The organism is Paraburkholderia kururiensis (assembly GCF_034424375.1).
GTDB classification, from domain to species: domain Bacteria; phylum Pseudomonadota; class Gammaproteobacteria; order Burkholderiales; family Burkholderiaceae; genus Paraburkholderia; species Paraburkholderia kururiensis_A.
In genome coordinates this window covers 1,252,630-1,270,397 of record NZ_CP139965.1, presented here as the reverse complement: position 1 = coordinate 1,270,397, position 17,768 = coordinate 1,252,630, and the positions used below count along the sequence as shown (strand labels likewise).

The 17,768-nt window shown below is 61.5% G+C and carries 19 protein-coding genes; 14 read left to right on the top strand and 5 right to left on the bottom strand.

All coding sequences use genetic code 11. The annotated features are described in order from the left end of the window. Positions 1-56 precede the first annotated feature (56 nt). Positions 57-359, top strand: a complete 303-nt coding sequence (locus tag U0042_RS05730) for a GNAT family N-acetyltransferase (protein WP_232833556.1) — start codon at positions 57-59, stop codon at positions 357-359. 234 nt (positions 360-593) lie between these two features. On the opposite strand, the gene U0042_RS05725 is transcribed toward U0042_RS05730, so the two are convergent. Further along, positions 594-1,607 (bottom strand): zinc-dependent alcohol dehydrogenase family protein, encoded by a 1,014-nt coding sequence (locus U0042_RS05725; RefSeq protein WP_114814499.1) that lies wholly within the window; start codon positions 1,605-1,607, stop codon positions 594-596. Here U0042_RS05725 and U0042_RS05720 point away from each other — a divergent pair. From U0042_RS05720 to U0042_RS05710, 3 genes are all read left to right on the top strand, one after another. Continuing rightward, complete coding sequence (locus tag U0042_RS05720) at positions 1,598-2,623, top strand: LysR family transcriptional regulator (protein ID WP_198665404.1); 1,026 nt, start codon at positions 1,598-1,600, stop codon at positions 2,621-2,623. The two genes, U0042_RS05725 and U0042_RS05720, sit on opposite strands and share 10 nt — an antisense overlap. Positions 2,624-2,900: 277 nt before the next feature. Next, positions 2,901-3,542, top strand: a complete 642-nt coding sequence (locus U0042_RS05715; RefSeq protein ID WP_114814497.1) for a TetR/AcrR family transcriptional regulator — start codon at positions 2,901-2,903, stop codon at positions 3,540-3,542. Positions 3,543-3,631: 89 nt separating this feature from the next. Continuing rightward, positions 3,632-4,606 carry a DMT family transporter gene (locus tag U0042_RS05710; RefSeq protein WP_114814496.1) on the top strand — a complete coding sequence of 325 codons (975 nt, stop codon included), beginning with the start codon at positions 3,632-3,634 and terminating at the stop codon, positions 4,604-4,606. A gap of 247 nt (positions 4,607-4,853) precedes the next feature. Here the strand turns inward: U0042_RS05710 and U0042_RS05705 are convergent, their stop codons facing one another. Next, positions 4,854-5,750 carry a LysR family transcriptional regulator gene (locus U0042_RS05705; RefSeq protein WP_114814495.1) on the bottom strand — a complete coding sequence of 299 codons (897 nt, stop codon included), beginning with the start codon at positions 5,748-5,750 and terminating at the stop codon, positions 4,854-4,856. Between the two features lie 117 nt (positions 5,751-5,867). Here U0042_RS05705 and U0042_RS05700 point away from each other — a divergent pair, with 117 nt between their 5' ends. From U0042_RS05700 to U0042_RS05690, 3 genes are read left to right on the top strand one after another with little or no spacing between them, the layout of a single operon-like run. Then, positions 5,868-6,797, top strand: a complete 930-nt coding sequence (locus U0042_RS05700; protein ID WP_114814494.1) for an NmrA family NAD(P)-binding protein — start codon at positions 5,868-5,870, stop codon at positions 6,795-6,797. Then, positions 6,794-7,009 (top strand): epoxide hydrolase N-terminal domain-containing protein, encoded by a 216-nt coding sequence (locus U0042_RS05695; protein WP_198665403.1) that lies wholly within the window; start codon positions 6,794-6,796, stop codon positions 7,007-7,009. Before U0042_RS05700 ends, U0042_RS05695 begins: the two co-directional genes overlap by 4 nt. A 53-nt stretch (positions 7,010-7,062) precedes the next feature. Next, a complete protein-coding gene (locus tag U0042_RS05690; RefSeq protein WP_198665402.1) occupies positions 7,063-7,560 on the top strand; it encodes a hypothetical protein in 498 nt (165 codons plus the stop codon). A gap of 217 nt (positions 7,561-7,777) precedes the next feature. Here the strand turns inward: U0042_RS05690 and U0042_RS05685 are convergent, their stop codons facing one another. After that, the gene (locus U0042_RS05685) at positions 7,778-8,212 is read right to left on the bottom strand and encodes a winged helix-turn-helix transcriptional regulator (RefSeq protein WP_114814493.1); all 435 of its coding nucleotides are present in this window, start codon (positions 8,210-8,212) and stop codon (positions 7,778-7,780) included. A gap of 109 nt (positions 8,213-8,321) precedes the next feature. Between U0042_RS05685 and U0042_RS05680 the strand changes: the two genes are divergently transcribed. The 5 genes from U0042_RS05680 to U0042_RS05660 all read left to right on the top strand — a co-directional run bounded on the left by U0042_RS05680 (position 8,322) and on the right by U0042_RS05660 (position 11,996). Further along, positions 8,322-8,939, top strand: a complete 618-nt coding sequence (locus U0042_RS05680) for an FMN-dependent NADH-azoreductase (RefSeq protein WP_114814492.1) — start codon at positions 8,322-8,324, stop codon at positions 8,937-8,939. A 4-nt stretch (positions 8,940-8,943) separates the two neighbouring features. After that, positions 8,944-9,597 carry an NAD(P)-dependent oxidoreductase gene (locus U0042_RS05675; protein WP_114814491.1) on the top strand — a complete coding sequence of 218 codons (654 nt, stop codon included), beginning with the start codon at positions 8,944-8,946 and terminating at the stop codon, positions 9,595-9,597. Between the two features lie 29 nt (positions 9,598-9,626). Next, a complete protein-coding gene (locus tag U0042_RS05670; RefSeq protein WP_114814512.1) occupies positions 9,627-10,538 on the top strand; it encodes an oxidoreductase in 912 nt (303 codons plus the stop codon). Positions 10,539-10,567: 29 nt separating this feature from the next. Then, positions 10,568-11,203, top strand: coding sequence for a DsbA family oxidoreductase (locus tag U0042_RS05665; RefSeq protein WP_114814490.1), 636 nt, complete (start codon positions 10,568-10,570; stop codon positions 11,201-11,203). Positions 11,204-11,567: 364 nt separating this feature from the next. Continuing rightward, positions 11,568-11,996: a GNAT family N-acetyltransferase gene (locus tag U0042_RS05660; protein WP_114814489.1), complete on the top strand. Its 429-nt coding sequence runs from the start codon at positions 11,568-11,570 to the stop codon at positions 11,994-11,996. A gap of 368 nt (positions 11,997-12,364) precedes the next feature. Here U0042_RS05660 and U0042_RS05655 read toward each other — a convergent pair whose 3' ends face one another. Then, positions 12,365-13,417 carry a sensor domain-containing diguanylate cyclase gene (locus U0042_RS05655; protein WP_114814511.1) on the bottom strand — a complete coding sequence of 351 codons (1,053 nt, stop codon included), beginning with the start codon at positions 13,415-13,417 and terminating at the stop codon, positions 12,365-12,367. Positions 13,418-13,811: 394 nt separating this feature from the next. Here U0042_RS05655 and U0042_RS05650 point away from each other — a divergent pair, with 394 nt between their 5' ends. Continuing rightward, entirely contained in the window at positions 13,812-15,428 is a 1,617-nt protein-coding gene (locus U0042_RS05650; RefSeq protein WP_114814488.1) for a phospholipase D-like domain-containing protein, read from the top strand. Between the two features lie 123 nt (positions 15,429-15,551). Beyond that, complete coding sequence (locus tag U0042_RS05645) at positions 15,552-16,964, top strand: alpha/beta hydrolase family protein (protein ID WP_114814487.1); 1,413 nt, start codon at positions 15,552-15,554, stop codon at positions 16,962-16,964. 26 nt (positions 16,965-16,990) lie between these two features. Here U0042_RS05645 and U0042_RS05640 read toward each other — a convergent pair whose 3' ends face one another. Continuing rightward, positions 16,991-17,665, bottom strand: a complete 675-nt coding sequence (locus tag U0042_RS05640; RefSeq protein WP_114814486.1) for an MgtC/SapB family protein — start codon at positions 17,663-17,665, stop codon at positions 16,991-16,993. Positions 17,666-17,768: the final 103 nt, after the last annotated feature.

Sequence of the window (17,768 nt, the reverse complement as noted above, 5' to 3'; positions counted from 1 at the left end):
CTATAGCCTCGCAGTGGAAGGCAAGCTGCCCGCGCCGAATGCCGCGATCGAGCTACTTGAAGCCCTGCCGCCCGGCAAAAAACCACGCGGACAAATTCGTCTTCGAAATCTCTCACGATGTCGAAGCGGTGGGATGTATCGAGATGGTGCGGGGCTATCCCGAGGCCGACATCGCTTTCATCGGCTTGTTGTTCCGGGAAAGCTCGCAGGGACGGGGCTTGGGTCCGCAGGTTCTGCATCTCGCCGAAGCAATCGGGATGGGCTGGCAATGTCGCGCATTACGCATTGCCGTCATCGACACCAATCCGAGAGCGTTCGAATTCTGGAAACGCGAAGGCTTCATCGAGTTGCTTCGCTAGCCGGCGATGGATTTCGACGGGCAGGCAATCGTAATGGAGCGCGCTCTGGCGGCCGCAATACCTGCCTAACGCAGATCTTGCCCCATCACGTTGCATACGTCGCCTCTGTTTGTCATCAACATCAGTCCGCCATCAGCGGCAGTGCGAACGTTTGTCTGAATTGCCAGCCATCCACGTTCATCCGAACGTTGATGCGAAAAAAGTCGCTACCGTTCGGGCCGCCAACCGGAAACGTCACCGCGCATTGAGTTCTATCGCTACCTTTCCAAAATGCGACGCGCTTTCGAGAAATCGATAGGCGGCACGAGTGTCATTGAACGCGAACGTCCGGTCGATGGCAGGCTTGATACCTGTTTGGGCGATGGCACGAACCGCGTCCGCGAGATTCGCCGTCGAGCCGGTATTGCTGCCGATGATTCGCAATGTCTTCAGATTGATCGGCAACACAGGGATCGTCAGATCCATCCCACTCACAAAGCCCACCACGAAGATCGTTCCTGCAACCGCTGCTGCATTGAGCGAGCGCCGAAAAGTCGCAGTCCCCACGGTTTCAACGATGAGGTCTGCACCGGCACCCTCTGTTTCCGAAAGCACGACCTCGTCCCACGCGGGCGTTGACAGGTAGTTGATGGTTACGTCGGCCCCCAGCGCGCGAGCGCGCTCGAGCTTTTCATCCGATGACGATGTGATGATCACCCGTGCGCCCGCTGCTTTTGCGAACTGCAGCGCAAACAGGCTTACGCCGCCCGTGCCGAGCAGCACGACAACACCCCCCGGGCGAACATTGCCTGCACGTATCGCGTTCCACGCCGTAGTCGCCGCGATGGGCAGGCTCGCGGCCTCTACGAACGTCATTGCTTCCGGTACGCGAACAAGAGAGGTAGCTGGCACAACGGTGTAGTCCGCGAGCGAGCCTGGCATCGTGACGCCTCGCAAACGCTCCGACACGGCGCGGGTAATCGGGCCCGACACCCAGTCCACCATGAGTCCCGGCACGACCCTGTCGCCCACTGCCCAACCCTTGACCCGGCTACCGACTTCGACGATTTCCCCTGCGCCGTCGGTGCCGGGAATAAAGGATGGCGTACCGGCGCTTCCAAACCGCCCGGAGGCCACCATCAAATCGAGGTAGTTCAGGCTCGCCGCCTGCAGACGGATGAGAACTTCGTCCGCTTCGGGCCTTGGTGTAGGCACCTCGGCACGGCAAAGGGAGTCGATTGACAAGGAAGCTAGTTGAAATGCCTGCATGGAAGACCTCCGGTTGGTGTCACCGCGACGGTGAAATCCTAGCTTCGCCCGGGCGTTATAATCGAGCGCAGAAACATAACATTGCTGTGCTGGGTGCACGAATGGACAGTGTTGAAGCGGACCAGACAGAAGCGTTCCTCGCGGTGCTCGAGACCGGCAGCTTCTCTGCCGCTGGACGTCGGCTTGGACGGGACGGCTCGGTTGTATCGCGACGGGTCGCTGCATTGGAAACCCGCCTTGGTATTCGGCTACTCGAGCGCTCAACACGCCGGGTTGCGGCGACAGAAGCGGGCAGCCGTTTTCGCGACCGCATCCGCGAGGCCATGGAGATGGTGCGACTCGCCGAAAACGAGGCTCGCTCGATGTCCTCATCGCCTGAGGGGCTTTTACGGCTCAGCCTGCCCGTCGCGTTCGGACGATTGTGGATCGCACCCAGGTTGCCCGAGTTCCTTGCCAGATATCCCGGAATACGCATCGAAGCGGATTACTCAGACCGCTACGTCGATCTCATCGCTGAAGGGTTCGATGTCGGCATTCGCATTGGCGATATGAAAGACAGTCGACTGGTCGGACGTCGTCTCGCAATGACACGGCGGTTGCTGTGTGCCGCGCCCTCCTATCTTTCCGCAAGCTCGCCGCTTCGCGATGCTGACGATTTAGCGAGGCACGAATGCGTCAGCTTCACAAAACTGGCCACCCACCCAATCTGGCATTTACAGCGCGGTGGTAAGACCCGTGCGATCAGGGTTAGCGGCCGGCTCGCGATGGATGACGCGCAAGCAGTCGTTCAGGCCGCGCTCGGCGGCGTTGGTGTAATCATGGCCGCGGATTGGCTGGTTGGACACGAACTCGCCGAAAGGCGATTAGTGCCTGTTCTGACAGATTGGGAAGTCAGAGGCGAAGCGGGCGTCAATGTGGTTCGGGCATCGGTGAAACACGAACCGGCAAAGACGCGCGCAGTCGTCGAGTGGCTAGTGCAGATATTTTCGAAACCGCCCTGGATTGGCAGGGGCTGAAAATTCCGCGCATTCACGCCGCAACTATTTTCGTCCGCCGATGAACGACCGCTCGCGAGAAATTCGGATGCCCCTTGTGGGTCGGGTTATGCTTTTTTGCATCGCGCGTGGACCATGGCGCCGCACCGGGCCGCCAGGCTCTGGCCGGCCACATGAACGGTCGTTCAAGGCGCCAACCAAAATTGCTGAGAATCTCCAAGGGACCGGCAACGGGCCGAGCATGGCGCACTGATTTAGCTGGTTGCTTTTGAGAATGACTAGTCCTAATATAGTCTCCATGCCTACCTCCGACAGCTCCCGAACCCACGCTCGCTCCCGCCCCGTTCGTCCCGCCGAACGCGGTCGGCCACGGGAGTTCGATGTAGCCCAGGCGATCGACAGCGCTGCCCGCGTTTTTTGGGAGCATGGTTACCACGCGACCCCTGTCGACGCACTGTGCGACGCGACCGGCGTGTTCCGCGGCAGTCTGTACCGGACGTTCGGCGACAAGCACGGCTTGCTCGTCGCAGCGTTCGATCGCTATGCGGACGGCGCCGTCGCGCGGCTGAAGGAGCGATTGGCCGCCGACATGCCGCCCGCTGACGCGTTGCGCGCAGCCCTGCTGCATTACACGCAGGTCAGTGCGAACCTGTTGGATCGGCGCGGCTGCTTCATCACAAACGCAGCCATCGAGTTGCTCCCGGACGACCAGGCCATGCGCTCGCACATCGAATCGACACTGCACCGCATTGCGACACAGTTCAGTCTCGCGATCGCGCGCGGCCAGCAGGCCGGCCAATTCGATCGAAGCCTCGATGCAGAGGACGTCGGACGGTTTCTGCTCTGCATCGTTCAGGGAATGCGCGTGCTCGGCAAGATCGACATGGACAGGTCGGAGCTCACGTCGATCGTTGACATGGCGATGCGGGCGCTGGTCTGACACAAACAGTTCCATCGGCGCACGACTGCTATTTCACGGGTGCCGGCAGCCGCCGGCATTTTTTTACTCTATTTTGAGAACGATTAGTCATGAAATCAGAGTCTGCCTCATCCGCGTCGCGGACGCGTTATTGGAAGGGCGTCGCGTTGTGTCTGTCGGCAACTGCGCTGATGGGTGCAATGTTTCCTGTAATGACCGATGCGCTGAAGCAGATCGATCCATTCACTTTTACGTCCCTGCGCTACCTGATAGCCGGGGTCGCGTTCGCGACGCTGCTGCGGCACCGTGAGGGAGCCGATGCGTTCAGAACCGACGGCCACTCGCTCGTGACTGCGTGGTTGCTCGGGTCTGTCGGCTTTTGCGGATTCGGATCGTTCGTATTTCTCGGACAGCAACTTGCCGGACCGGACGGCGCACTCGATGCCTCGATCATGATGGCGACACAACCGATGATGGGCTTGCTTCTTGGCGCATGGCTACGACGCAGCGCACCACCCGTGCTTTCGCTTGTCTTCGTCGCGGTATCGTTCTCGGGCGTGTCGCTGGTGATTACGAGCGGTGATCTGCTGGCAGCCGTTCATGGCCCCCAACACTACGCCGCCAGCGGGCTCATTGTGATCGGCGCGTTTTGCTGGGTCGTATACACGTTCGGCTCTGCGCGGTTTACGCGCTGGTCAGCATTGAAGTACACGACGATGACGACGTGGCTCGGGCTGACTACGATCGTCACCGTCAACGCGATCTTGATTGCGCTGCACGTCGTGCCCGCACCGACGCTTCCAACACTGCGCTCGATCGCACCGCACCTGCTCTACATGGGACCCGTCGCCGGGTTCGGTGCGATCCTGTTCTGGGTCTCCGGAAATCGGATCCTCGGTCCGATGAATGGGGTGCTGTTCATGGATGTGGTACCGATCACGGCATTCGTTGTGTCAGCGCTGACGGGAGTCGTACCGATGTCCGCGCAGATCGCGGGGGCCACGCTGACCGCCGCCGCTTTGGTCATGAACAACGTATATTTGCGCCGCCGCTCGTTGAGGATCACGGCGTCCGCGGCAGCGTGATGGCGCAGACGCCATGCTGCACATAATGACGGCAGGATGGCCAAAGTATTCGGCGAGTCGCGCTTGCGCAGCAGCGTCCGCGTGCATATCGAATAGCGATCGGCCAGCGTCGGTCAGTCGACCGGTGAAAGAAGCGGACATTGGAAAGTCCGCTACACGCAGCTAAGCGGCGTTCAGTCCATGATTTTGTTCGTCGGGTCAATTGCCGATATCGATGCCTTGGCACTCGTCTGGCGGATGACAGTTGCTAGTCGAGCGAGGACGTTAGCTTGACTGTATGAAGGTGACCAATAAGGGCATCAATGAAAGCGCGGACCTTTGCCGACATGCTGCGGTGAGTCGGATACAGCGCGTGAAGCTCAATGGGTTCCCGTCTCAATGACGGAAGTACCCGCACCAGGGTGCCGGCCGTCAAGGCGGGAGCTGCGAGGTAGCTGGGAAGAAAACCAATCCCGCCGCCGCCTTCAAGAACGATCTTCTGTGCAGCCGCGTCAGGGATGATCGCCCTACCCCGCGGCTGTATGGTCAATTCCGTTTGACCATCCTGAAAAACCCAGCTTGTAGGTGCCTCCCGAACGACGAGCCTATGTCCATGAAGTTCAGCTGCCTCCATCGGAACGCCCGATCGCGCCAGGTAGGATGGACTCGCGCATAGCCACAATTCGACTGGTGGCAGCCTGCGAGCGATAAGCGACGAGTCAGGAAGTGTACCGACGCGCACCGCTACGTCGATCCCTTCGCGCGCAATGTCGACGTAATTTGAGTCCGTGGTCAGCTCGACGACCAGCTCCGGATAGCGGTCGAGAAACTCAGGCAGCATGGGCGCAATGAGTCCCTGTGCGAACGATTGCGTCGTGTTGATACGTAGCAGCCCGCGTGGCTCTCCCGCGTAGCCATCGATGATCGCCTGTGCTTCCTGCAGGTCGTGAACTGCCCGCAACGCGTAGGGCAGTAGCAGTTTTCCCGCGTCAGTGAGCCTGAAATGTCGTGTGGACCGGTCGAAGAGCGCTGATCCAATCTCCGTCTCCAATCGTAAGAGCGCCCGACTTACGGTCGATTTAGGGGACTTCAGCGCCCGTGCCGTGCCCGAAAGACTTCCGCTATCAGCTAATCGAAGAAATATGATGAGGTCAGCCTGGTCCATTTCGTGTCGTTTTCCGGAACAGCGAGTCGCGGTTTAGTCATCTTATATTTAAAACCGGACCGCCCTAGACTTCTCCTCCACGACGAACACCGAGCGTCATGACGAACTGAGGGAGTCATGGAGAACACACACACGAGCTATCTGGTCGCCGGCGCCGCCGGCAATCTTGGGCACCGAATCATCGATGCGTTGCTTCGCACGCGACCCGCCGGGGAGATCCGGGCCGGTGTTCGCGGCGGTTCAGCAGGCAAACACGGCAATCGTGCAAGAGACTGGATCGCGAACGGCGTAACCGTCGTCAATATGGACCTGGACGACCCGCTCAGCCTCAAGCACGCCTGTGCCGGCGTCGGTACCGTTATTTCGGCAGTTCAGGGTGGCCCTGACACGATCATTGATGGCCAGTCCCGTTTGCTTGAGGCAGCGCTCGCGGCGAACGTCCGGCGATTTGTCCCGTCGGACTTTTCTGAGAACCTGTTCTCAATTCCTGAAGGCATTAACCCTTACCTCGACATGCGGCGGACCTTCGATCGCAAGGTCGCCCCGAGTGGCATCGGCTATACCCACATCCTGAACGGTGGATTCATGGAGGCCGTGTTCTCCAACCCCGGCCTGATCGATGCCGAGGCGGGCACGATCACTTACTGGAGAGACGACGAAGTGCCCCTCGATTTCACCTCCATGAAAGACGTTGCAGCCTGGACAGTGGCTGCCGTTGAGGATCCGGCGGCGGTTAACAGGATGGTGTCCGTGGCAGGCGACCGCCGCACCATTGCCCAGATTGCAGGTGACTATGCAGCAGCAACGGGCAAGGAACTTCATCGGGTGCGTCGAGGCTCGATCGCGGACGGATATGCCGAACTACGGCGAATGGCGAAGGCCGGTGCCCATCCGATGGCAATGCTGCCGCTCCAGTATCTGCTCCCGATGATGTCGGGCGAAGGGACTTTGCGCGACATCGCAAATGACCAATATCCGACAGTGCGGCCGACATCGCTCCTTGGCTTCATGAAACGTCACTACATAACGAGGAGCAGCAAGCGATGAGTGATCTGATCAAGCCGTTTCAGCTCAGTGTGTCTGAGCACGAACTGTCCGAGTTGCGTGGGCGACTGCAGAGGGTGCGCTGGCCCGACCGTGAAACCGTCAATGACACGAGCCAGGGTCCGCAGCTTTCAAAGCTGCAGGCACTGGTCGCGCATTGGATAGACGGTTACGACTGGCGTCGCTGCGAGTCGATGTTGAACGACTTCGGGTAGTTCAAGACAACCATTGACGGCCTGAAAGCGACGCTACGCCGGATGAAGAGAGCATGCTCGCCAGTGCCCGGTATTTCTGGAGCACGTTATCTGGATACGCCCAGGTGCAGCAAACCCGTCCGCAGACGATAGGCTACGCGCTCGCAGATTCTCCAGCCGCGCAGGCAGCGTGGAGTTACGCCATGTTCCAGGACACGTGTGGTACGGCAGGCAACGCAGAAACTTCCTTCACGCTCGACGAAATACTCGACGACATCATGTTGTATTGGCTACCCAATGCATCAGCTTCGTCGGCTCGACTTTATTGGGAATTAAAGCGATCCAACTGGTCTTCTGCGGCTCGCATCGAGCGTCCAATTGTCGTGCCATCCGGATTCACCACGCTTGGCGGCGAACAGGTGCGTAAATCGCGACGCTGGATTGAACAACGCTACAGCGATGTGCGGCACTTCGCTGAGCACGAGCAGGGCGGCCACTTTGCCGCGTTGGAAAACCCGCATGCTTCGGTAAGCGATATTCGCTCGACCTTTGCGGACCTTCGTGAAAGCTAACCCAATGGCATGCCTGCGTCGAGGCGTTGTTCGGGTACTTGCTTCATGCGGCGATTAGCTGCGAGTATCGACGAGGCAAGTAGGCTGATTACTCGTCCATCAACTTCGCCTGCGGGGAACGAGCGCTATAGAAAGATCCGCGTTGGAACAGGTCCCAACGCGAGCCGGCACTTCGATTTCGCCGCTGTGTTTGCACAAGCCTACGGCCTGGACTCGTTTATCGACGCTGGTAGACAATGCCCTGAATCAAGACCTGATCTGGCTCCGGCTGCTCGTCAAAACGTTTATGCGCCTCGGCAATGGCGACTTGATTCTCGCTGGCCCAGTTGACCAGCGCCATGACAGGCTTCAACAGCGTTCTTCCCATGTCGGTGAGTTCGTAATCGACGCGGGGAGGAATCGTTGGATACATCGTTCGCGTTATCAGTCCGTCGCGTTCCAGTCCGCGCAAGGTCAGTGTCAGCATCCGCTGCGAAATGCCGTCGACGCCGCGCTTCAATTCGTTGAAGCGCCGCGGGCCATTGGCCAGCATAGCGACAATGTAGAGGCTCCACTTGTCGCCGATGCGATCCAGGATTTTACGGGTTGCCAGGCAGCCGCCCGCGTCAACTGCAGGCATATCAACAGGTGGCTCGGGGTGACTAAGTGACATGCGTGTGCCTTCTTGTGAGGAAACGGCAGTAGCCATACGATCCTTTGTATGAATGAGTAAGTCAGAATGCGTTGATTACTCGGTTCTCATTTTATACTTTGGAGCTTTTATGAGCCACACCCTACTTGTTACGTCCAGTCCGCGCGGGACTGACAGTCTCTCCACCCGCTTCGCCACCGAAATCGCCCAGGGCATCCAGACCCGTTCGGGCGGCCCGCTGACCGTGCGCGACCTCGCCGCGAATCCGCCGCCGCACATCACGCCGGCCTACATCCAGGGCCGGATCACGGTGCCCGAAGATCGCACACCGGAACAGGTCGAGGCGGTTAAGGTCGCGCAAGAGTTGGTCGATGAGCTGAAGGTCGCCGATGTGATCGTGCTCGGTTCGGGCATGATGAACTTCGGTCCGCCCTCACCGCTCAAGGCGTGGTTCGATCACATTACCTGGCCAGGCGTCACTTTCAGCTATGGCGACGCTGGGCCCAAGGGGCTGCTGACCGGCAAGAAGGTCTATCTCGTTACCGCTACTGGCGGCGTGTTCTCCGAAGGGGCCTGGGCCCCGTTCGACTTTCAGACCAACTATCTGCTGCACCTGCTTGGTTTCATCGGCCTGACTGACGTTGAAGTCGTGCGTGTCGAAGGCACGGTTTTCGGCCCCGATGCGGCGAAAGCCGCAATCGCCAACACCGAAACGGCCATCAAAGCCTTGTTGGCGAAGGCTGCGTGACCTCATGGCCGGGAGAAAGGCCATCGCGCTGTTTGGTGGGACCGGGCCGACCGGAAGGCACATCATCGAGGAAGCCTTGACGCAGGGCTACAACCTGTCGGTCTATACGCGCGACGCAAAGAAACTCGCCTCGTTCGCGGGAAGGGTAGAAATCGTTGTCGGCGACCTGCAAGACCAGAGTGCCATTGCAAAGTGCGTTCAGGGTGCCGATGCGGTTATTAGCGCCCTTGGTCCCAACAGTCTCAAGGTGCAGGGCGATAAGCCGATCATGCGCGGCTTGACCAACATCATCGCCGCGATGAAGCACGCGGGCGTGCGCCGTCTTATCCAGATTTCTACGGCTGCCTATCGTGATCCCAAGGATGGCTTTGCCTTCAAACCTCATTCGTTCGCGCTGTTGTTCAAAGTGATCGCGCGTAGTGGGTATGAGGACATCAAGGCGACTGGCGAATTGGTCGCCAATTCCGACATGGACTGGACACTGGTACGCATTCCTAACCTCAAGGATGGCCCCGCCGATGGCAGCGTGGATGTGGGTTGGTATGGAAAGACCAAACTCAGCATGAAGCTCTCCAGAGGCAATCTTGCGAAGTTCCTGGTTGACCAGGTGACCGACAGGAAGTTCGTGCGTGCCGCGCCGGGCATTGCTAACCATTGACCCAGGAACGTCTGGACAAGGTTCATGCCATGAGTGGATTCACCCATGCTGATGTACCCGATCAATCGGGAAAGACCTTTATCGTCACCGGCGCCAACACCGGCATAGGCTTTGAAATAGCGAGTACGTTGGCGGCGCGGCGAGCCAGGGTGCTTCTCGCGTGCCGTGATGAGGCGAAAGCGGAAGCTGCTATTGGCCGGATTCGTCTGAAGACGCCTGAAGCGAATCTCGCATTCCTGCCGCTTGACCTCGCAGACCTGGCGAGCGTGCGGAGCGCAGCAAAACTAGCCGAAAAGGAACCGCGCATCGACGCGCTCATCAATAATGCGGGCGTGCAAGGGCCGAAGCTGAAGCACACGGCGCAAGGCTTCGAACTGACGTTCGGCGTCAATCATCTTGGTAGCTTTGCGCTCACCGCGCTCATGTTGCCCAAGCTCACGGAAACATCCGGGTCGCGCATCGTTGTCACGAGCAGCGGTCTGCACAAGAACGCGAAGATCGAGTGGGACGATCTTAATGCGGAGAAGAGCTACAAATGGATGCCTCGCTATGCAGCCAGCAAGCTGGCGAATCTGCTTTTCATCTTTGAGCTGGATCGGCGACTGCGAGCGGCGGGAGTATCTGTTACGGCGGTGGCCTGTCATCCAGGCCTTGCCGGAACCAACCTTGCGCGCGATAGCTGGTGGGGCGCGATTGCAATGTCGTTGATCGGCCTGTTCTTCAATACACCCGCTCAGGGCGCGTGGAGCGCATTGCAAGCGGCGACCGGACAAATAAAGTCCGGCGGCTATTACGGGCCGACGAAAACTTTCGAATTGCGAGGCCCTTCTGGTGAATGCACTCCGTCGCAGGACGCGCGGAATCCAGAACTCGCAAAACGACTGTGGGACGTATCGGTTCAACTGACCGGAATCGATGCCGAACTACCTTCAAATTCATAGCGCGAAGATCAGATCACGAGAACAGGGTTATGCAAATAGACCTCTATACTGAAATCACATGCCCGTGGTGCATCGTCGGGCATCACCGTCTCGATAAAGTGCTGGCGGAGCGTTTCCCCAACCTGGCCGTCGACATTCGGCAGCATCCCGTTCTGCTGCTGCCCGATGCGCCGGCAGGTGGCCTCTATATTCCCGACTTGCTGCGTTCGCGCTACGGTATAACCGATCCGAAGGTGGCCTTTGCTCGCCCCGAGGGAGAAGCCCGCGCTTCGGGCTTCGACCTGGATCTGGGCCGCCAGCTCTGGACCTATCCGACCCAGGCCGCTCATGCCGTGATTCTGGCAGCCGCAGGGCTTAACATGCAGCATAGGCTCGCCGTTGCAATCACTGACGCTTACTTCATCGAAGCGAAGAATATTGCCGATGCCGATGTACTGGCCGACATCGTAGCCGACTACGGTTTTGACCGCCATCAGGCTCGCGCCATCGCGCTTGATCCTGCACAGCACCATCGCGTTGAGGAGGAAGCGATCAAGTCGGCGGATGCCGGTGTCCGTTCGGTTCCTCACTTTGTCTTTGGGGGAAGCATTGCCATCAATGGCGGCCGCACCGAAGACGAGATTGCTGCAGCAATACAAGCAGCTTCCGGCGCAATCTCTCTGTAACGCGGCATCCTCAAATTCAATGACCCTGAACTCGGCGTACGCCAGGTCGATAAGGTTCTGCTGAGCTGTTGACTGTATTGGCCGATGCCGACCAAAAAGACCGGCCGTCGGATGACCGCAGTACTTCAAGAAGCGACGAAGGGACCGCGATCTGACGACCGGCCGCTTACGGATCGCTTCACGCCCCCCATCACACCCATACCCACCGACAATCCCCGCGCTCGCTCCTCGCACCCCAGTCCACCGCAAGCCCCTCCTCCTCACCCAAGCCCGAACTATCACCAATCACTTCGACAACAATCACTCACAGAACAGGTAAGCTTTCACCGCAACGCTTACGATCAGAAATCAGAAGCCCCTCCCGATGAACATCTCCTTCGTGAATACAACGCAGTCCGATGCCGACACACTGGTCGCCATTCGTATCGCTGCGATGCGCGAAAGCCTGGAGCGAATCGGTCGGTTCGATCTGCAGCGTGCTCGCGATCGCTTCCTCGCATCGTTCGACCCGGCGCTGTGCCGGTTCATCCACGTCGATGGCGTTCGGGCAGGCTTCATCCTGATTCGCCCACAGGTCGACCGCTGGCTCCTGGACCACCTTTATATCCTGCCGGAGCACCAGGGGAAGGGAGTCGGCGCAGCAGTCTTGCAAGACGTTATCGCAAACGCTGACGCGCAACGCATGCCAATCCGCTTATGCGCGCTGCGCGGCAGTGCTTCAAACCGCTTCTACCAGAGACATGGCTTCGTGCAGACCGACGAAGCAGAATGGAACATCTACTATGTGCGTTAGCCGGGCGCCCATGCTCTGGACGACATAGCGAATGATGCTTTGCTCCTGAACGTTCGCAACCAGTTCGTCCGCGCGAGACAACAGCCGCAGCAGCAATGGATTCGTATTGGCGTCGTTGTACCCGAGCACGAGATCGATCGTCGGAGGCACGCCGTCCAACGCCCGGGCAACAACGTTCGGTGTCAGCATGTTGTGGCAGTCACGTGCCGATGCTGTCCCAGCCTGATGTCGTTATCGACGTCATTCGCAAGGCCGCGCCCGCTGTTCAAAAGGGCTGACAGATGCGCGTCGTCAGAGATGCATCGGGCGCTGCCCTGTCAGCCGCGCCCACGCGAACGTGCAGGCACGCGGCGACAACGAAGAAAGGATCAGCGCGACTGCAGCTTGAATCCGTCGCCGCCGATGCCTGCGCGATCCACCGCTGCGATGCGGTTGCGTCCCTGGTCCTTGGCCTGATAGAGCTGTGCATCCGTCAGGTTGATGAACGCCGTGACGTCGATGCCTTCCTTCGGCACGACGGTGCCCACGCCGAAACTCGCCGTGACTCGCTGACCGTGCGGCGAGCGCAGATGCGCGATGTCTTCGTCCGCGATCAGCGTGCGGCAACGCTCGGCCACGCGCACGGCCTCCTCGGCGTCCGTTTCAGGCAGTACGAGCACGAATTCCTCGCCGCCAAACCGGCCCAGGAACGCGTTCGGCCCGGCCGCTTCGCCCAGCACGCGCGCAATGCGCTTCAGACATTCGTCGCCCTGCAGGTGACCGTAATAATCGTTGTACGACTTGAAGAAATCGATGTCGACCATCACGAGCGAGAGCGGCTTGCCCGATGCAGCCGCGCTCGCCCATTCGCGCGCGATGACCGTGTCGAACATGCGACGGTTGCCGATGCCGGTCAAGCCGTCGGACAGCGACAGGCGTTCCAGTTCGCGCTGGAGTTCCGCAAGCCGTTCCTCCGTGCGCTTGCGTTCGCTGATGTCGAACATGAAGCCGATCAGCGCGTCGACGTCGCCGTTCTCTTTGCGCACGACGTGGACCACATCGCGAATCCATACGTAGTCGCCGTCGGCGGTCAGGGCGCGATAGTCCGCTTCGTGATCGGTGCCCGCCTGCGACTGCGCAACGCAAAAATTCACCACCGACTCGCGGTCGTCCGGATGCATGCGCGCGGCCCAGTCCTCGACCGTTTTCCACGTGGAGGGCGCGTAGCCGAGCAGCGCTTCGATCTGCGGGCCGATATAGGCGAACTGCATCGTCGCCCAGTCGATCTTCCAGGGAATCGCCCGGGTGGACTCGAGCAGCGTGCGATAAACGGCGGGGTTGTCCTCCCCGGGCACGCGGCCGGGCGGTGCAAGGCTGTCCTCGTGGCGCAGGAAAGCAGCCTGAAGTGAACTGCTGGCCGGATCTTTGTCGTCGTGGCTCATCGTATTCGTCCAGTAACGCGTCAGTGCGTTATCGGCAGATAGCGGCGGTGCCTTGAACGCGGCGCGGAAGATGGGTCGCAAAAAAAGCCTCATGGTGCGGTGCTTCCTTCACTGCCTGGAAGCATTGGTCAAGCGCCGCCGTCGTGGTTGCCCTCCATGCCGCGGCGAAACCTTAGCACGCCGTGCCTGAAGCGACCAGGCGCCGGACGATGACCCGCATCGCATGAGAAAGGCGCGGCCCGGCTACAACACACCGTCGAACCCGAATGCCGTCACGGCGCTGCCACAGGCACGCTGCACGATGGAGAACGTCGAACGCGCAGGAACAGGCCGGCCGCGCCGCGCGCCAACGTGCGCCTGCGAAGGCCGCTCATCGTCCAGGAAGGAGACTGCCATGTCCGCATCGAACGTATCCAACGCATCGAACGCACTCGGCGCACTGCAAAAGCACCACAGCACCTTCGCGAAGCAAGGCGTGCTGTCGGTGCGCACGGGCCTCGTCTGGCGTGCCGCCGCGGCGCCGGCCCAGCACGCCATCGTCGTCACGGCGCAGCCCGATCACGTCGCCGCCCTGCGCGCGCAGTTGCCGGCCACACTCGAGAACGTGCCCGTCGACGTGCGCGCCGCCAACCCCATGGAACAGATGCGCGCGCTCGATCCCGCGCGCTATCTCGCTCTGGCAGAAGCGCGCCAGGAGCTTCGGCAACCCGATTTCGACGGCGAGCTGTTCTTCGACGGCAAAGGCAACGCCGCGCCGCAGCACCCCGCCCCGCTCACCGCCTTCGCCGTTACGCGCGCCCGCAAACCGCAGGAGCCGTACACCCCCGCGCCGGATGCAAGCCTCGATGAAGTGACGGCGCCCGTCACGCTCGTCCTGCACGCAAGCCCCGACGCCGGCTGGGCGCAGCTCTCGAATTTCCTCGCGGGCGTTCGCGAGAATCTCGTGGTGGGCATGTACGACTTCACGTCGGCGCACGTGCTCACGGCCGTGGAAGCCGCGCTCGCGGGCGGCAAGACGATGACGCTCACGCTCGACCATCCCGCGAAAAACCACACGGCGGACCAGACCGACGAGGAAACGCAAGCCGACCTGCACGCGTCGCTCGGCACGCATTTCAACGGCACCTGGGCGCTGACGAATTCGGACCCGAAGGCGCCGGTGTGGATCTATCCGAACGCGTATCACATCAAGGTCGCGGTGCGCGAAGACGATACGTTCTGGCTCTCGTCGGGCAACTGGAACAACAGCAACCAGCCGCAGATCGATCTTTCGGACCCGGCATCGGCACAGAAGATCGCCGCGGATAGCGACCGCGACTGGCACGTCATCGCGACCAGCGACAAACTGGCCGCCACGTTCCGCGCGTTCTTGCAGCACGACTACGACGTGGCGAGCCAGGCCATCAAGCAAGCGGAGGGCGCGGGCGCCGGCGCGATGGCACGCGCGGCCATGCTCGACGAAGGCGTGCCGCCCGACATGCTGGAGATGTTCGCGGCAGGCAAGGCGCCGCGCCAGTTCTTCGCGCCGCTCACGCTCGCCGACACCGTGCGCATCCAGCCGCTGCTCACGCCGGACAACTACCACGAGCACGTCAAGACGCTCATCGACTCGGCGCAGCGCACGTTCTACATGCAGACGCAGTACATCCACCCGAGCGGCCGCGCCGGGGACGAAGCGCACGACGCGCTGATCGCCGCGGTCAAAACGCTCGTGGAAAAAGGGCTGGACGTGAGGCTCATCACGAGCCAGTACCAGACCGACGCCTGGGTCGAGAAGCTCGCAGCCGCCGGCGTGCCTGCGTCCGTGCTGCGACGTCAGCCCAACGTGCACAACAAGGGCATCGTGGTGGACGGCAGCACCGTGATGGTGAGCAGCCAGAACTGGTCCGCAGACGGCACGCTGCGAAACCGCGACGCGGGGCTCATCATCCATCACGCCAAGGCCGCGGCCTATTTCGAGCAGATCTTTCTGTACGACTGGACCAATCTCGCCTCGCCGGTGGAAGGCTGATCCATTCGCCGGGCGTTACGCCCGCGCTCAGGTTTTCCCCGCGGCAGCCGTTAACCGTGCATCAGCATTCGTACGGATACGGCCTCGCACGGCACGCGGCGAGGCAGAGCACCGCCACGCCGCATGACGCTTTCCATCTCAGCCTTTGTTTCGCTGCTGTTCGCGCTCTGCGGTGCGCTGCTGCCCGCGCGCGGCAGCGCGGCCCTGCCCGAGCAGGTGTCGTCCACCCAACCCGGCGCGCCGCTCAACGAACGCGTCGTCATGGTGCCGGTGCAATCGTCGCCGCCGGTGCGGCTGCAGGTCACGCTCTACATGCCGGGGCGCGGCGGGCCGTTCCCGCTCGCTCTCGTCAATCACGGCGCCTCGCACGACCCAGCCAACGCGCCGCGCGTCGCAGATGAATTCATCCCGTACTACTTCCTCTCGCGCGGCTACGCCGTCGCCATGCCGATGATGCGCGGCTATGCCGGCTCCGAAGGCGAGTTGCTGCCGCACGGCTGCGACGTGACGGCCATCGGCATGGACGCCGCGCGCGACATCCGCAAGGTGCTCGACGACGTGAAAGACCTGCCCGGCATCGACGCCTCGCGCATCGTCGTGGCGGGCAAGAGCATGGGCGGCTGGAACACGCTCGCGTTCGGCTCGCTGAATCCGCCCGACGTGAAGGGTCTGCTCAATTTCGCGGGCGGCGTGAAGGAGTCCGACTGCCGTTCGCCGGATGCGAGTCTCGTGGCCGCCGCAGCGCAACTGGGCGCGCGCACGAAGCTGCCTTCCATGTGGTTCTACGGCGACAACGACCAGACCTTCGCCACGTCCACATGGCAGGCCATGTTCCGGCAATACACGGCGAACGGCGGACGCGCGCAGCTGGTGGACTACGGCCCCTTCCAGAAAGACGCGCATGCCATGACGGCCTCCGGCGCGGGCTTGCCGCTCTGGGTGCAGAAGGCCGACGCGTTTCTCGCGAGCATCGGCATGCCGGGCCGCGAAGTGAACCCCGAGTATCTGCCGGGCCGCGGGCCGCGCGCCACGTCGTATGCCGAGATCGGCGACCTCAGTGCCGTGCCCTATCTGGACGATGCGCAGAAGGAGACGCTCTATCGCGGCTTTCTCGCGGCACCGCTGCCGCGCGCGATCGCCATTGGCGTGACTAGCGGCGCGTGGGCCTCGGGCGGTTTCGATGCCAGCGAGGCCGCAATGAAACGATGCTGGGCCGTCACGCAGTATTGCCGGCTTTACGCCGTGGACAACGCGGTGGTGTGGCCGCGCGACGCGTCCGCGCCGCCGCGCACGAACTTCGCGGCGCTTGCCGACGCGAACGCCGTGCCGTATCTCTCCGCCATAGGACGCGCCGCCTACGCGGACTTTCTCAAGGCGCGCCGGCCACGCGCGTTCGCGATTGCGCCCGATGGCGCGTGGGGCGCGGCATCGGGACTCGACGCCCTCTCATCGGCGCTCGTGCAGTGTGCGGCCGGGCATACGGGCTGCCGCCTCTATGCCGTGGATAGCGACGTCGTCTGGAGCACGAACCGCTGAGCGCGCACCGTCGAACACGATGCCGCTCACCCGGGCCGGCACGACTTCACGCCGGCAATCGCTTCGAGCCGCGCACACACCGTCTGAAATTCGCTTTCGGTGACGCGCGAAAAGGCGATGGAGACATCGTCGAGATCGGGATCGTCGTCCGACTGTTGAACGATGAACTGCTTGACGCGCACGCTGCCCGTGTCGAGCACGCTGTGAACCGTATCGAGCGAAACGCTGCCGCGTTCCACCACCAGCTCGATGCTGCGCCGCTGCCGCACGGAAATGAAGCGCCGTTCGAGCGGCTTCACGCCCGCCAGAATGGCCAGAATGATGACCGTGGCGCCCACCGACGCGGTGTACATACCACCGCCCACGGCCAGCCCGATACCCGCGACGGACCATAAACTCGCTGCCGTCGTGAGCCCGCGCACGATCTCGCCGCGCAACAGAATGGACCCGGCACCCAGAAAGCCGATGCCCGAGACCACTTGCGCGGCGATCCGCGAAGGGTCGAGCACCACGTCCTTCTGGCCGCGCACGTCGGCAAAGCCGAACGCGGACACCAGCATGATCAACGCGGAGCCCACGCATACCAGCATGTGCGTGCGCAGGCCCGCGGCCCAGTTGAGTCGTTCGCGCTCGAAGCCGATGACACTGCCGAGCAGAGCCGCAAGCAGCAGGCGCGATAACAGTTCGATGTTGCCGATCATGTGCGAACACCCCGGGTCATGGCCATTGCGGCATGGTACGGCAGCAGGCCGCATCTTGCAGGCCATTTCCATGCTGTGCGGCCCTCGCAGCGCAGCATGCGGA

What these genes read in the sequence shown, in the direction of transcription:
- U0042_RS05720 (WP_198665404.1), top strand. Translation starts at nt 1,598, where the DNA reads ATGCCTGCATGGAAGACCTCCGGTTGGTGTCACCGCGACGGTGAAATC.
- U0042_RS05725 (WP_114814499.1), bottom strand. Translation starts at nt 1,607, where the DNA reads ATGCAGGCATTTCAACTAGCTTCCTTGTCAATCGACTCCCTTTGCCGT.
- U0042_RS05715 (WP_114814497.1), top strand. Translation starts at nt 2,901, where the DNA reads ATGCCTACCTCCGACAGCTCCCGAACCCACGCTCGCTCCCGCCCCGTT.
- U0042_RS05710 (WP_114814496.1), top strand. Translation starts at nt 3,632, where the DNA reads ATGAAATCAGAGTCTGCCTCATCCGCGTCGCGGACGCGTTATTGGAAG.
- U0042_RS05705 (WP_114814495.1), bottom strand. Translation starts at nt 5,750, where the DNA reads ATGGACCAGGCTGACCTCATCATATTTCTTCGATTAGCTGATAGCGGA.
- U0042_RS05700 (WP_114814494.1), top strand. Translation starts at nt 5,868, where the DNA reads ATGGAGAACACACACACGAGCTATCTGGTCGCCGGCGCCGCCGGCAAT.
- U0042_RS05695 (WP_198665403.1), top strand. Translation starts at nt 6,794, where the DNA reads ATGAGTGATCTGATCAAGCCGTTTCAGCTCAGTGTGTCTGAGCACGAA.
- U0042_RS05690 (WP_198665402.1), top strand. Translation starts at nt 7,063, where the DNA reads ATGCTCGCCAGTGCCCGGTATTTCTGGAGCACGTTATCTGGATACGCC.
- U0042_RS05685 (WP_114814493.1), bottom strand. Translation starts at nt 8,212, where the DNA reads ATGTCACTTAGTCACCCCGAGCCACCTGTTGATATGCCTGCAGTTGAC.
- U0042_RS05680 (WP_114814492.1), top strand. Translation starts at nt 8,322, where the DNA reads ATGAGCCACACCCTACTTGTTACGTCCAGTCCGCGCGGGACTGACAGT.
- U0042_RS05675 (WP_114814491.1), top strand. Translation starts at nt 8,944, where the DNA reads ATGGCCGGGAGAAAGGCCATCGCGCTGTTTGGTGGGACCGGGCCGACC.
- U0042_RS05670 (WP_114814512.1), top strand. Translation starts at nt 9,627, where the DNA reads ATGAGTGGATTCACCCATGCTGATGTACCCGATCAATCGGGAAAGACC.
- U0042_RS05665 (WP_114814490.1), top strand. Translation starts at nt 10,568, where the DNA reads ATGCAAATAGACCTCTATACTGAAATCACATGCCCGTGGTGCATCGTC.
- U0042_RS05660 (WP_114814489.1), top strand. Translation starts at nt 11,568, where the DNA reads ATGAACATCTCCTTCGTGAATACAACGCAGTCCGATGCCGACACACTG.
- U0042_RS05655 (WP_114814511.1), bottom strand. Translation starts at nt 13,417, where the DNA reads ATGAGCCACGACGACAAAGATCCGGCCAGCAGTTCACTTCAGGCTGCT.
- U0042_RS05650 (WP_114814488.1), top strand. Translation starts at nt 13,812, where the DNA reads ATGTCCGCATCGAACGTATCCAACGCATCGAACGCACTCGGCGCACTG.
- U0042_RS05645 (WP_114814487.1), top strand. Translation starts at nt 15,552, where the DNA reads ATGACGCTTTCCATCTCAGCCTTTGTTTCGCTGCTGTTCGCGCTCTGC.
- U0042_RS05640 (WP_114814486.1), bottom strand. Translation starts at nt 17,665, where the DNA reads ATGATCGGCAACATCGAACTGTTATCGCGCCTGCTGCTTGCGGCTCTG.